Source organism: Pseudomonas graminis, assembly GCF_001705435.1.
Classification (GTDB): Bacteria; Pseudomonadota; Gammaproteobacteria; order Pseudomonadales; family Pseudomonadaceae; genus Aquipseudomonas; species Aquipseudomonas graminis_B.
This window is the reverse complement of sequence record NZ_MDEN01000059.1, coordinates 185,294-198,644: the sequence shown is the minus strand read 5'-3', so window position 1 is coordinate 198,644 and position 13,351 is coordinate 185,294. Positions and strand designations below refer to the sequence as shown.

Below are 13,351 nucleotides of genomic sequence, written 5' to 3'. Positions count from 1 at the left end.
GTTTCAGCGGGGGGGGTTATCTATGGTTCGATCAGGATTCGACCGGCTTTCTTCTCATCAGGAAAATACCGATCCCCATGCCCATGGCGCAAAGAATCGCCACGTACCACGCCGGGCCCATCGGGTTGGCAGCGAACATCAGGCTGACGACCATAGGCGTTAAACCGCCAAAGATGGCGTACGCCAGGTTGTAGGAAAACGACAGCCCGGAGAAGCGAACCACCGGCGGGAAGGCCTTGACCATCACGAAGGGCACGGCACCGATAGTGCCGACAAACAAACCAGTGATGGCATAGAGCGGATACAGCAGATCCGGGTGCGTGCCGATCATGTGGTAGAAGGTCCACGAACTCACCAGCAGACCGAGTGAGCCGAACAGGAACACCAGGCCCGCGCCAACTCGATCCGCCAGCGCGCCAGCCCCGATACACCCCAGACTCAGCAAGACAATGGCGAGGCTGTTGGCTTTCAGGGTATCGGCAGGTGCGAAACCATAGGCCTTTTGCAGCAGGGTCGGGGTCATCAGGATAACCACCACCACACCGGCAGAGAGCAGCCAGGTCAGCAGCATCGACAGCACAACGGCGCCACGGTGATCGCGCAGGACTGCCTTGAGCGGCACTTCGTCAGCCAGTTGCTTGCGCAATTGGAGCTCGGCGAACACCGGGGTTTCGTGCAGCCAGCGGCGCAGGTAAACCGACATCAGACCGAAGACGCCACCAAGCAGGAAAGGAATCCGCCAGGCGTAGTCCGATACTTCAACGGGCGAGTACACGCTGTTGATCCAGGTAGCGACCAGCGAGCCGAGCAAAATCCCGGCCGTCAGGCCGGACGTGAGGGTACCGCAGGCGTAACCGACGTTACGGGCGGGAACGTGTTCGGAAACGAATACCCACGCGCCAGGCACTTCGCCACCAATCGCGGCGCCTTGAATCACGCGCATCAGCAGCAGCAACATCGGCGCCCAGATGCCGATCTGCGCGTACGTTGGCAGCAAGCCCATGATCAGCGTCGGCACGGCCATCAGGAAAATGCTCAGGGTGAACATTTTCTTGCGGCCCAACAGGTCACCAAAGTGCGCCATGACGATGCCGCCCAGCGGCCGAGCCAGATAACCGGCGGCAAAAATGCCAAACGTTTGCATCAAACGTAGCCATTCGGGCATATCTACGGGGAAAAACAGCTTGCCTACTACTGCTGCGAAGAACACGAAAATGATGAAGTCGTAGAACTCCAACGCTCCGCCCAGGGCAGACAGTGAAAGGGTTTTATAATCGTTACGGTTCAGCGGGCGCGAAGGCTGTGTGGCGCTTAAAGGCACAGAGGACATAACAATGGCTTCTCTTTTGAGGCTCTCTTTGGGCGAAAAATCAACGGTGACTCAACCGTGGGTAACGGCTTCACACGCGATTTCTCGACTCGAAAAGTTAATCGGGCATCAAAATTGCGTGCCAAAAATGGCGTAGTGCGCCAAGTCGGTCCGGCACGATAGCAAATTGCGTACAAATGCACATGGATTGCAATGACGCGAAGGCATCATGAAAAAGCGGCGGTCGTGTCAAGACGGCGCGCTCGATATACTTGCCGGCCGCGACTCAACCGGGCTCTTCAGGGAAGTTGTGCGAAGCCATTTGCCCAAGTCGTTTTCGCAGAGTTTCCCTTTAAACAAAATGAAGACTTAGTAGAGTCATGGGTCAGAGGGACCCAATAATGATTGAGCTCGAACAAGAAGATCCGATACCGCAGGGCGATCTTGCCCTGCAGATTACCGCCCTGCCTCGCGAAACCAACGGCTTCGGCGATATTTTCGGCGGCTGGCTGGTTTCCCAGATGGACCTCGCCGGTACTGCCATGGCGAGCAAGGTGGCCGGAGGACGTGTGGCGACTGTAGCCATCGACCGCATGGCGTTCCTGGTGCCCGTCGCGGTGGGGGCGCAGTTGTCGTTCTATACCCAGACCCTGGAAATCGGCCGCAGCTCGATTCAGATGATGGTCGAGGTGTGGAGCGATGATCCACTGTCCAGCGAATGGCGCAAGGTGACCGAAGCGGTGTTCGTTTTTGTCGCCATCGACGGCAGCGGCCGTACCCGCTCGGTGCCTGCCCGACGCTGATCCTTAAGCCCGGGCGGGCCGATGTGCCCGCCCTTGGCTTTGCGCAACAAACTCATCAAGCTTGGCGCAGTCTGATTCAGTCACTGTCCTTCGAGTGAGAACCCCTATGCCTACGTCAAACGTCGAATCCTTCCAGCTCGGTGAGCTTAATTGCTGGCGCATCCGCCACGGCCAGGCCGAGCTGGTGATCGCCCAGCAAGGCGCTCATATCATCAGTTACCAGGTGGACGGCGATAATCCGCTGATCTGGTCCAACCCGGGGGCGTTGTTCAAATCGGGTAAGCCTATTCGCGGCGGGATGCCCATCTGCTGGCCGTGGTTTGGCAATTTGCAGCGCAATCCGCCAAGCGTGCAGGCCATGCGCGAGAGCGATGAACCGGCAAAGGCCCACGGTGAAGTCCGCGCGATCGACTGGGAGTTGATGGGCGTGGGTGAGGACGGCGACGCATTGATCGTCGAATTCATCCAGCCCCAAGCCGAAGGGCATTTGCCGGGCTGGCCGCACGCCGTTGGCCTGAAGCTGCACATCCGCCTGGATGCCGCGCTGAATGTCAGCCTGGTGAGCTTCAACGCTGGTGCTGAAGACGTCACGCTCAGCCAGGCGCTGCACAGTTATTTCGCGGTGAGCGACGTGGCCCAGATCAGCATCGAAGGGCTGGATGGCGTCGAGTACCTGAACACACTGGAGAGCTGGGACACCCAGAACGTCCAGGTGGGTGACATTACGTTCACTGGCGAGACGGACCGGATTTATCAGGACACGCCTAACCTGATCTCAGTGGTCGACCCGACATGGGAACGCCGTATTCAGATTCAGACGGCGGGTTCGCAATCGGCCATCGTCTGGAACCCGTGGATCGACAAGACCCTGACCTTCGACGATATGCAGGCTGATGGCTGGAAGAGCATGGTGTGCGTTGAGACGGCGAACGTCATGACTGACGTCGTGACGCTCAAACCGGGTGATATGCACGCGCTGAGCGTCAGCATCTGGGCCGAGCCGTTGGCAGACGCCTGACAACACTGCGCTATTTTGTAGGACCGGCATTAGCCGGGAAGGGGCCGGTTTGAGCACCATCAATTTTGTGGTGCAACACCCGACGTCTTCCCGGCTAAAGCCAGTCCTACAGTGCGTCGAGCCGGTCCCATCGGGATCTGTGCGCGGCGCCAGTCCTTACAAATCCGCCTCAACCACCACACGCACTTTCGACGCGTCCAGCGCGTAGGCGGCGTCGGCGAGATCATTGCTGACCTTCTCGACCTTTAAGGTGCCGATGACCCACAACGGTGTGTAAATGTCGGAGATCTTCAGGCCTTTCGGATAGCGCACCAGCACCAGCTGATTCGGCGGCGGTGGCGGCACGTGGATGCAGGCGCCCGGGTACGGGACGAGGAAGAACAGCGTGCTGTGGCCTTTCGCATCAGTCTCCAGCGGCACCGGATAGCCACCCAGGCGGATGGTTTTGTCGTTCATCGACGCAACGGTTTTGGTGGAGTACATGACGGCAGGCAAGCCCTTGCTCTGCTTCAAACCGCCCTTGCTGTCGAACGTTCCCTGACCTTCCGGCGAGTTGTGGTCGATTTCGGGCATGGATTCGAGGGCTTTCTGATCCGACTTCGGCATCAGTTCGAGCCAGTCGGTTTCGGGTAATTCAGCGGCGCGTACCAGTCCGCAGACCAGCAGCAGTGAAACGAAGAGGAGATGACGCATTGGAGATGCTCGGCGGGAGGAGTTGAGTGCCGGGCATTCTAGCCCTCCGCGCAGCAATAGCGCAGAGGGCCAGCGGTGCTTAACGCTTTTTAATCATGCCGTAGATCACCAGCAGGATGATCGCGCCGACGAGCGCACCGAGGAAACCTGCACCCTCACCTGCGCGATAGATACCCAGCGCCTGACCACCATAAGTGGCGGCCAGCGAGCCACAGATGCCGAGCAGGATGGTCATGATCCAGCCCATGCTGTCGTCGCCTGGCTTCAGGAAGCGCGCCAGCAGACCTACGATCAAGCCGATGAAGATGGTTCCGATGATTCCCATGCCATGTCCCTCTGTTTGAATGAATATGCCAATAGCCTAGCTAGCTATCGGCAACACGCTATGAGAGGGGCAGCGGTGGCGAATGGTTCAACAGGATGTGCAGGACACCGCTGTGATCAGTTTTTGATCAAGGCTTCGACCCGTTTCACCTGACGATCCAGCGTTGCGCGATCTTTGCTGCGCACGGTGGCGTGGCCGACCTTGCGCCCGGCCTTGAAGGCTTTGCCGTAGTGGTGCAGATGGCAATCTTCGACGGCGATGACCTGATCCACTGCCGGCACTTCACCGATGAAATTGAGCATCGCGCTTTCGCCGACCTTGGCCGTCGAACCCAACGGCAGACCGGCAACAGCGCGCAGATGGTTCTCGAACTGGCTGCACTCGGCGCCTTCGGTGGTCCAGTGGCCCGAGTTGTGGACGCGCGGGGCGATCTCGTTGGCTTTCAGGCCGCCATCGACTTCGAAGAACTCAAAGGCCAGCACCCCTACATAATCCAGCTGCTTGAGCACACGACCGGCGTAGTCTTCGGCCAATGCCTGCAACGGGTGGTCGGTGCTGGCGATGGACAGGCGCAGGATGCCGCTGTCATGGGTGTTGTGAACCAGCGGATAGAAGCGGGTTTCGCCATCACGGGCGCGTACGGTGATCAGCGAGACTTCGCCGGTGAACGGCACAAAGCCCTCCAGCAGGCACGGCACGCTGCCCAGTTCGGCGAAGGTGTCGCTCACGTCTTCAGGGGTGCGCAGTACTTTCTGGCCCTTGCCGTCATAACCCAGCGTGCGGGTTTTCAACACGGCCGGCAGACCGATGCTGGCTACCGCAGCGTCCAGATCCGCCTGGGACTGGATGTCAGCGAACGCCGGCGTCGGGATGCCGAGGTCCTTGAACATGCTTTTTTCAAACCAGCGATCGCGGGCGATGCGCAGTGCTTCGGCACTCGGGTAAACCGGCACGAACTGCGACAGGAAAGCGACGGTTTCAGCCGGCACGCTTTCAAATTCGAAGGTGACCAGATCAACATCATTCGCCAGCAGGCGCAGGTGTTCCTGATCGCCGTAATCGGCGAGCAGGTGCTCGCCAAGGGCAGCGGCGCAGGCGTCCGGTGCAGGGTCAAGGAAGGCGAAGTTCATCCCCAGCGGAGTGCCCGCCAGTGCCAACATGCGACCCAACTGGCCGCCACCGATTACGCCGATCTTCATGAAAACCTCAGGCCTCGCGTGGGTCTGGATTGTCCAGAACGCTGTCTGTCTGCTCAGCGCGGAATGTCTTCAGCACTGCGTGGAAGTGTGGGTGCTTGGCGCCCAGAATACTGGCCGACAACAGCGCAGCATTGATCGCGCCTGCTTTGCCGATGGCCAAGGTCGCGACCGGAATGCCGGCAGGCATCTGCACGATGGAGAGCAATGAATCGACGCCCGACAGCATGGAAGACTGAACCGGGACACCCAGAACGGGCAGGTGAGTCTTGGCAGCGCACATGCCTGGCAGGTGAGCGGCGCCACCGGCGCCGGCGATGATCACCTCGATGCCACGGCCCTCGGCTTCTTCGGCGTACTTGAACAGCAGATCGGGCGTGCGGTGCGCCGAAACCACTTTGACTTCGTACGGAATGCCGAGCTTTTCAAGCATGTCGGCGGTGTGGCTAAGGGTGGACCAATCGGACTTGGAGCCCATGATCACGCCAACCAGTGCGCTCATCGTCGTGCCTCTCATCGGGCGCCCGCAGGCGCGGCTAAAAACAACAAGCCACGCGGGAGGACCGGCGTGGCTTGTTGTACAAATGATGACCAGTCGAACCGGCCGAAGGCCGCGGAGTATACCGCAAAGATCCTCGTTTGACAGGCTGCCGGCGACCTCCCGTCAGCCCGCCAAACCGGCCCGTGGAAGCCCGGATTTACTGACTCCAAGGTCAGGCAGCCGGTTAGGTGCCGCCGGCTTCCAGCTTGCGCCACAGCAGCCGGACATTGGCCTTTCGAACCAAGGCGCAGCGGTACAGCCGAATCTCCAGCGGGACGTGCCACTGAGTGCCGCCGCAGATCACCAGCTCTCCCCGTTCGAGCTCCGCCGTCACGCTCAGCCTTGGCACCCATGCGATCCCCAACCCCTGCAACGCCATGCCCTTGAGACTGTCGGCCATTGCCGTTTCGTAAATCGTCGTGAAGCGCACGCTACGCTGGCGCAACAGCAGGTTCACCGAGCGACCCAGAAACGCACCTGCGCTGTACGCCAGCAGCGGCACGCTCTGCTCCCCTTCCAGGTCGAACAGCGGCCGTCCCTCTTCGTCCGTCGAGCAGACCGGCAGCATTTCGGTCACGCCCAGATGCAACGACGGGAAGATCTCGGCGTCCATTTGCAGCGCCGCGTCGGGGTCGTAGAACGCCAGCATCAGATCGCAGCCGCCTTCACGCAGCGCGTGCACCGCGTCACCGACGTTGGTGGCGACCAGGCGTGTGGCAATGTTCAGCCCTTCGTTGCGCAATTGCGCGATCCAGCGGGGAAAAAAACTCAGTGCCAGCGAGTGCGCCGCAGCGATCTGCATGACCTCGCCCTGCCCGCTTTCCAGATGGTGCAAATGACGCAGCACTTCGCCGAGCTGGTCGACCACCGTGCGCGCGGTGACGAGGAATAACTGCCCCGCCGCTGTCAGTTCGATCGGCGTGCGAGAGCGATTGACGAGCGTCAGCCCCAAGGCTGCTTCGAGGCTGCGAATGCGCCGGCTGAAAGCCGGTTGCGTGACGAACCGACGCTCCGCTGCCTGGGAAAAACTGCGGGTCGCGGCCAGCGCACTGAAGTCTTCCAGCCATTTGCTTTCCAGGTTCATCGTTTCTCCAACCTAAAAGAAGTTACGCATACGCAGGCGCAAACGGGAGCGTCATACACTGATTCACACGCTTGCAACAATCCCCACGTCACCACGGCATTATGCCGATTGCGCATAGGGCAGCGTTTTACAGCATTGGTCCAGAATAGCCTACAGGCCTAGTATCAAGGGCGTTCCGGCTTAGTCCGTGCCCATCTTGAGACTTTCTCTATCATGTCCTCCGCTGCATCATTTCGCATCGAAAAAGACTTGCTTGGCGTTCTCGAAGTACCCGCTGAAGCGTATTACGGCATCCAGACCCTGCGCGCAGTGCATAACTTCCGCCTCTCTGGCGTTCCGCTTTCGCACTACCCAAAGCTGGTCGTAGCGCTGGCGATGGTCAAGCAGGCAGCAGCGGACGCAAACCATCAGCTGGGCCATTTGAGCAACGAGAAACATGCGGGCATAAGCGAAGCCTGCGCGCGACTGATCCGCGGTGATTTCCACGATCAGTTCGTCGTCGACATGATTCAAGGCGGCGCCGGCACCTCCACCAACATGAACGCCAACGAAGTCATCGCCAACATCGCGCTCGAAGCGATGGGCCATGCCAAAGGCGAATACACATTCCTGCACCCGAACAACGACGTGAACATGGCGCAGTCCACCAACGACGCCTACCCGACGGCCATTCGCCTGGGTCTGCTGTTGGGCCACGACGCGCTGCTCGCCAGCCTCGACAGCCTGATTCAGGCGTTCGCGGCCAAAGGCCACGAGTTCAACCACGTGTTGAAAATGGGTCGTACCCAACTGCAAGACGCGGTGCCAATGACCCTGGGTCAGGAATTCCGCGCCTTCGCCACCACCTTGACAGAAGACCTCAACCGCCTGCGCAGCCTGGCCCCTGAGCTGCTGACCGAAGTTAACCTCGGCGGCACTGCCATCGGTACCGGCATCAACGCCGACCCTGGTTATCAGCACCTGGCCGTTCAGCGTCTGGCGACCATCAGCGGCCAGCCGCTAGTGCCGGCTGCGGACCTGATCGAAGCCACGTCCGACATGGGTGCTTTCGTGCTGTTCTCCGGGATGCTCAAGCGCACCGCGGTCAAGCTGTCGAAGATCTGCAACGACCTGCGCCTGCTCTCCAGCGGCCCGCGCACCGGCATCAACGAAATCAACCTCCCTGCCCGTCAGCCAGGCAGCTCGATCATGCCGGGCAAGGTGAATCCGGTGATTCCGGAGGCGGTGAACATGTGCGCCTTTGAAATCATGGGCAACGACCTGGCGCTGACCATCGCGGCCGAAGGCGGTCAATTGCAGTTGAACGTGATGGAGCCGTTGATCGCCTACAAGATCTTCGACTCGATTCGCCTGCTGCAGCGCGCCATGGACATGCTGCGCGAGCACTGCATCGTCGGCATTACCGCCAACGAAGTGCGCTGCCGTGAGCTGGTCGAGCACTCGATCGGCCTCGTCACTGCGCTGAACCCGTACATCGGCTACGAAAACGCCACTCGCATTGCCCGTATCGCGCTCGAAACAGGCCGTGGCGTGCTGGAGCTGGTGCGTGAAGAGGGCTTGCTGGACGACGTCATGCTGGCGGACATCCTGCGCCCCGAGAACATGATTGCGCCGCGGCTCGTGCCCTTGAAGGCTTGATCGTCCGGCTCTGCAGCACTTGCAACATGATCACCAGGCTGAGGGTCTAGACACCCCTCACCCTTTTGAGGGCCGGGAGCACACGCTTCCAGGCCCTTTTTTTTGCCCAGTGTCATATGGGCTTGATGCAAACCGGATAAAGACTCCAATAACGCGCGCCGGTATAGTGCGCACCCTCTAAGAAAGCGAGGAAACACCAATGCTTGAAGTCATCAACGACTTCCTCTCGGGAAAAGTACTGATCGTGCTCATTGTTGGGCTCGGTGGATATTTCACGATTCGCTCGCGTTTCGTTCAGTTCCGTCACTTCTTTCACATGTTCGCCGTGTTTCGCGACAGTCTGCGCAGCAGCGCGGGCCAGTTGAGTTCATTTCAGGCCTTGATGCTGAGCCTTGCCGGCCGTGTTGGCGCCGGCAACATCGCAGGCGTCGGCATTGCCGTGACCCTGGGTGGCCCCGGCGCAGTGTTCTGGATGTGGGTCACTGCCCTTGTCGGCATGGCGAGCAGCTTTTTCGAATGCTCCCTCGGCCAACTGTACAAACGCTGCGACGCCGAAGGCCAGTTCCGCGGCGGTCCGTCGTATTACATTCAGCACGGGCTGGGCAAACGCTGGCTGGGCATGATCATGGCGGTGTTGTTGCTGGTGACCTTCGGTTTTGCCTTCAACGGCCTGCAATCCCACGCCGTGACCCACTCGCTCAACGACGCGTTCAAGATCTCGCCGAGCTACGCCGGCGTCGGTCTGGCGATTCTGCTGGGTCTGGTGTTCGTCGGCGGGATCAAGCGCATCGCCAAGGTCGCCGACCTGCTGGTGCCGATCAAGACGCTGGTCTATATCGCCGTCACGCTGTATGTCATCGGCGTGCAGTTCGAACACGTTCCGCACATGCTGATGACCATCGTCAAAAGCGCGTTCGGCATGGATGAAGTGTTCGGTGGCCTAATCGGCAGCGCCATTGTCATGGGCGTCAAACGTGGCGTCTTCGCCAACGAAGCCGGGCTGGGCAGTGCGCCCAACGTTGCAGCGGTCGCTCAGGTCGAGCACCCGGTTGCACAGGGTGTGGTTCAGGCGTTCAGCGTATTCCTCGACACTTTCGTCATCTGCACCTGCACCGCGCTGCTGATCCTGCTGTCGGGTTTCTACACGCCTGGCTTCGAAGGCGATGGTATTGCCCTGACGCAGAACTCCCTCGCCGCCGTCGTCGGTGACTGGGGCAGACTGTTCATCAGCGTGGCGCTGGCGCTGTTCGTGTTCACCTCCATCCTCTACAACTACTACCTGGGCGAAAACAGCCTGCGCTTCCTGCTGGGCGAGAACCGCAAGGCGATCTTCTTCTATCGCGTATTGGTCCTTGCGCTGATTCTGTGGGGCGCCGTTGAAGATCTGGGCACGGTGTTCGCCTTCGCCGACATCACCATGACGCTGCTGGCCTTCGTCAACCTGATCGCGTTGGCGATGCTGTTCAAAATCGCGCTGCGGGTGTTGAACGACTACGATGCCCAGCGTAAAGCCGGCATCAAGACGCCAGTCTTCGACTCCAGCCAGTTCCCCGATCTGGACCTGGACCTGAAAGCCTGGCCAAAGCCTGATGCCGCTCAGCCTGCGGCCCACGCGCAAGCGATCAGCGGCAAACCCGTCGCGGACCCGCGTTGATCATTTGAACGTCTACTGAGGGAGACAGGCATGAACCGCGAAAACCACGCACCAGCCCGCCAGGTGATGGTGCTGTATACCGGTGGAACCATCGGCATGCAGGCCAGCGAAAACGGGCTGGCGCCCGCTTCCGGCTTTGAAGCGCGCATGGCTGAGCAACTGGCTGCACTGCCCGAAATGGTCGTGCCGCAGTGGACGTTCCGCGAAATGTCTCCCCTGATCGACAGCGCCAACATGACGCCCGCCTACTGGCAGCGCTTGCGTGAGGCGGTGGTCGAGGCAATTGAAGCGCAAGGTTGCGATGCCGTGCTGATCCTGCACGGCACCGACACCCTGGCCTACAGCGCAGCGGCCATGAGCTTTCAACTGTTGGGCCTGAATGCCCCTGTGGTGTTCACCGGCTCCATGCTGCCAGCGGGGGTTCCCGACAGCGATGCCTGGGAAAACGTCAACGGCGCCTTGCAGGCGTTGGGTCACGGGCTCGCCTCGGGGGTGCATCTGTACTTCCACGGCGAGCTGCTCGAGCCCACTCGTTGCGCGAAGATCCGCAGCTTCGGCCGTAATCCGTTCGCGGCACTTAATCGCGCTCGGGGTGGTGAGGCCGCATCGGCGTTGCCAGCGGCACTGGATTATCGTCAGCCCAGGCAACTGGCGAACGTCGCCGTGCTGCCCCTGTTTCCCGGCATTGGCGCCGCTCAGCTCGACGGTCTGATCGACAGCGGTATTCAGGGTCTTGTGTTGGAATGCTTCGGCAGCGGCACGGGCCCCAGCGATAACGCCGACTTTCTTGCCAGCCTGCAGCGTGCGCACCGGCAAGGCGTCGTCGTCGTGGCGATTACCCAATGCCACGAAGGCGGCGTCGAACTGGATGTGTATGAGGCCGGCAGTCGTCTGCGCGGTGTCGGCGTGCTGTCCGGCGGCGGCATGACCCGCGAAGCCGCATTCGGCAAGCTGCATGCACTGTTGGGGGCTGGACTAAATGGGGATGACGTGCGGCGGTTGGTGGAGCTGGATGTGTGTGGGGAATTGCGCTGAGCGACTAGCGCCGCTCAGATGATGGTCTGCAGGCCTTTGTCGGCGATGACATTCAGCAATTTCAACGCAGGTCCTGCAGGACGGCTATCGCCCTGTTCCCATTTGCGTACCGTTGAAGCTGTAGTGTTAAGGTGCAGCGCGAATACAGGCTGGCTGAAATTCAACGCCAGCCTCAAGTTCCGTATATCCCCAGGGCTAAGCTCCCGGACGGGTGCTGGGCATATCGACTCAAACTCGCGCAGGGTGATCTTGCCCACAGCGCCTTCCGCATAAAGCTCGGCGATATCTGCCCGTAGCGCCTCAATGATTTTACTGGTCACAGTGAACCTCCTCTAACGTTCCAGCCCGCAAAGCCAACACCATTGCATCCTCGGGCAGGCCGAGAAAAACTTTGCCCGCACAGCGCAGAGCCTTTTTTTTCCTCAGCCGTAATATTTGCTCGGGCGCTTTTCGCAAAACCGATCAGAAACACGTAGCTGTCTCCCGACTTCGCGGATAGCAGGGTACGATAACCGCTGCTCTTCCCTCCGCCGGACCGGGCGACTCGCTTCTTGTACAAGCTTCCTCCCAAATCCGCGTCGACCAAACCGTCTTCCATCTCTGCAACTGCATCGCAGAGCGCGTTGTCGGAAAGATTTTCGCCAGCTTGCCACTTTGCGAAATCCCTTCGCTTCAGCACCATCATCCGATCACCTGATTCTGAGTGTATACCCGTTACGGGTATGATTTATGTCGATAGGGCCATGACTCCGCCCAACGGCTTTAACCATAGCCAACATAGATCAGCAGCACGGGGATAAACGTCACCAGGTGATACAGCTCGCCGACGTCTTACGCCATTTCACATCCGGTAGCGGCTCGCTAATTCAAAACGTCCCACGCTATGTAGCATTTAATGCTGACCTCGCAGAGCCGGGACGCAGGGAATATCTAGATCTACGAATAAGCCACTTCAACCGGCCGCTTATCCATCGCGTCCTGCAGCATCGAATTCAGATTGCCGGAGATGTTTTCGCACAGCGCTTTCATCTGGATCTCGTGCTCGGAGGCTTTGAACGGGCTTTGCAGGTCGGTGCCGATTTTCTCGATTGCCAGCAGCATGAAGCCCACCACGGTGGACGCCAGCGGCGTGAACCATCCCAGCGTGTCTACCAGGCCGATCGGCACAATGATGCAGAACAGCGTGATGAAAAGGCGCGGAAACGTCACGTAGGGGTAAGGCAACGGCGTATTGGCGATGCGCTCCATTCCGCCCTGATTATTGGAAATTTCCACCAGCGTCGCTTCGAGGCGCTCCAGACGGATGCTGTCCAGGCGGCCGGCTTTGTATTCCTGCGCGATGATCGCGGCAGACTCATTGAGAATCGCGTTGGGGAAGTTGTTGGTGCGGGTTCGGCGCTCGTACTCTTCCCGGGAAATCATCGCGGTCACCTGCTCGGCGCAATCGCTGCCCTTCAGATGGGCCGAGAGGCATTCGACGTAAGCCACGTGACGGCGCAGCAGTGTGGCCTTGACCGGGTTCAGGCCGTCCTCGTCATCAATGAACGTCAGCACCTGCCGGGCGAAACTGCGGGAGTTATTCACCAGCGCGCCCCATAACGTGCGTGCTTCCCACCAGCGATTGTATGCGCTCGTGTTGCGGAAACTGGTCAGCACCACCAGCGCAGAACCCAGCAGAGTCAGGGGCATCGATGGCAGGGTGATCTTGCGATCCAGAAACAGCATGAAGTCGGCGGTGACGACAACGTCCCAGATCAGCAGCCAGAACAAGGACCAACCGATGTAGGTAAACGTCCGGATCATTGTCCGGTACTTCTTGACGATAAATTCCTGCAAAAGCCACCCCCCGTCGCAATACGTTGAATCAGTCGGCAAAGGCTCGACCCACAGCTTCGAATACCTGCAGGCAAGTTCGTTCGTTACGACCACAGGCTAAATGTAACCAATTACTCTAGGAAAGCTGAATCGGTTCTCCCCCGAGCCGGCTGACAGATTGTTCATGGAACGATAACGCCCTCCCTGTGCTCAACACCTATCTGGATGTTTCAGCTACCC

14 protein-coding genes are annotated in these 13,351 nt (G+C 59.8%); 5 read left to right on the top strand and 9 right to left on the bottom strand.

Annotated elements, in window-relative coordinates:
- Positions 1 to 31 precede the first annotated feature (31 nt).
- The gene (locus BBI10_RS09090; protein WP_065988186.1) at positions 32 to 1,330 is read right to left on the bottom strand and encodes an MFS transporter; all 1,299 of its coding nucleotides are present in this window, start codon (positions 1,328 to 1,330) and stop codon (positions 32 to 34) included.
- Positions 1,331 to 1,710: 380 nt separating this feature from the next.
- Between BBI10_RS09090 and BBI10_RS09085 the strand changes: the two genes are divergently transcribed.
- Positions 1,711 to 2,112, top strand: coding sequence for an acyl-CoA thioesterase (locus BBI10_RS09085; RefSeq protein WP_037016781.1), 402 nt, complete (start codon positions 1,711 to 1,713; stop codon positions 2,110 to 2,112).
- Positions 2,113 to 2,218: 106 nt separating this feature from the next.
- Positions 2,219 to 3,130 (top strand): D-hexose-6-phosphate mutarotase, encoded by a 912-nt coding sequence (locus BBI10_RS09080; RefSeq protein WP_065988184.1) that lies wholly within the window; start codon positions 2,219 to 2,221, stop codon positions 3,128 to 3,130.
- Positions 3,131 to 3,286: 156 nt separating this feature from the next.
- On the opposite strand, the gene BBI10_RS09075 is transcribed toward BBI10_RS09080, so the two are convergent.
- The 5 genes from BBI10_RS09075 to BBI10_RS09055 form a co-directional block, all read right to left on the bottom strand.
- Positions 3,287 to 3,823 carry a DUF3299 domain-containing protein gene (locus tag BBI10_RS09075; protein WP_065988181.1) on the bottom strand — a complete coding sequence of 179 codons (537 nt, stop codon included), beginning with the start codon at positions 3,821 to 3,823 and terminating at the stop codon, positions 3,287 to 3,289.
- A 79-nt stretch (positions 3,824 to 3,902) separates the two neighbouring features.
- Positions 3,903 to 4,148 carry a GlsB/YeaQ/YmgE family stress response membrane protein gene (locus tag BBI10_RS09070; protein WP_037016790.1) on the bottom strand — a complete coding sequence of 82 codons (246 nt, stop codon included), beginning with the start codon at positions 4,146 to 4,148 and terminating at the stop codon, positions 3,903 to 3,905.
- Between the two features lie 116 nt (positions 4,149 to 4,264).
- A complete protein-coding gene (locus BBI10_RS09065; RefSeq protein ID WP_065988180.1) occupies positions 4,265 to 5,347 on the bottom strand; it encodes a 5-(carboxyamino)imidazole ribonucleotide synthase in 1,083 nt (360 codons plus the stop codon).
- A 7-nt stretch (positions 5,348 to 5,354) separates the two neighbouring features.
- Positions 5,355 to 5,846 (bottom strand): 5-(carboxyamino)imidazole ribonucleotide mutase, encoded by a 492-nt coding sequence (gene purE, locus BBI10_RS09060; RefSeq protein ID WP_065988179.1) that lies wholly within the window; start codon positions 5,844 to 5,846, stop codon positions 5,355 to 5,357.
- A 223-nt stretch (positions 5,847 to 6,069) separates the two neighbouring features.
- On the bottom strand, positions 6,070 to 6,969 hold the full coding sequence (locus tag BBI10_RS09055; protein WP_065988178.1) for a LysR substrate-binding domain-containing protein: 900 nt from the start codon (positions 6,967 to 6,969) through the stop codon (positions 6,070 to 6,072).
- A gap of 213 nt (positions 6,970 to 7,182) precedes the next feature.
- Between BBI10_RS09055 and BBI10_RS09050 the strand changes: the two genes are divergently transcribed.
- The 3 genes from BBI10_RS09050 to BBI10_RS09040 all read left to right on the top strand — a co-directional run bounded on the left by BBI10_RS09050 (position 7,183) and on the right by BBI10_RS09040 (position 11,296).
- Positions 7,183 to 8,607 (top strand): aspartate ammonia-lyase, encoded by a 1,425-nt coding sequence (locus tag BBI10_RS09050; protein ID WP_065988176.1) that lies wholly within the window; start codon positions 7,183 to 7,185, stop codon positions 8,605 to 8,607.
- A 199-nt stretch (positions 8,608 to 8,806) separates the two neighbouring features.
- Positions 8,807 to 10,261: an alanine/glycine:cation symporter family protein gene (locus tag BBI10_RS09045; RefSeq protein WP_065988174.1), complete on the top strand. Its 1,455-nt coding sequence runs from the start codon at positions 8,807 to 8,809 to the stop codon at positions 10,259 to 10,261.
- Between the two features lie 30 nt (positions 10,262 to 10,291).
- Positions 10,292 to 11,296, top strand: coding sequence for an asparaginase (locus BBI10_RS09040; protein WP_065988172.1), 1,005 nt, complete (start codon positions 10,292 to 10,294; stop codon positions 11,294 to 11,296).
- 14 nt (positions 11,297 to 11,310) lie between these two features.
- Here the strand turns inward: BBI10_RS09040 and BBI10_RS09035 are convergent, their stop codons facing one another.
- From BBI10_RS09035 to BBI10_RS09025, 3 genes are all read right to left on the bottom strand, one after another.
- Positions 11,311 to 11,616: a helix-turn-helix domain-containing protein gene (locus BBI10_RS09035; RefSeq protein WP_065988170.1), complete on the bottom strand. Its 306-nt coding sequence runs from the start codon at positions 11,614 to 11,616 to the stop codon at positions 11,311 to 11,313.
- A complete protein-coding gene (locus tag BBI10_RS09030; RefSeq protein WP_432213744.1) occupies positions 11,613 to 11,981 on the bottom strand; it encodes a type II toxin-antitoxin system RelE/ParE family toxin in 369 nt (122 codons plus the stop codon). The genes BBI10_RS09035 and BBI10_RS09030 overlap by 4 nt, the downstream gene beginning before the upstream one ends.
- Positions 11,982 to 12,232: 251 nt before the next feature.
- Positions 12,233 to 13,099 carry a bestrophin family protein gene (locus BBI10_RS09025; RefSeq protein WP_410928314.1) on the bottom strand — a complete coding sequence of 289 codons (867 nt, stop codon included), beginning with the start codon at positions 13,097 to 13,099 and terminating at the stop codon, positions 12,233 to 12,235.
- Positions 13,100 to 13,351 lie beyond the last annotated feature (252 nt).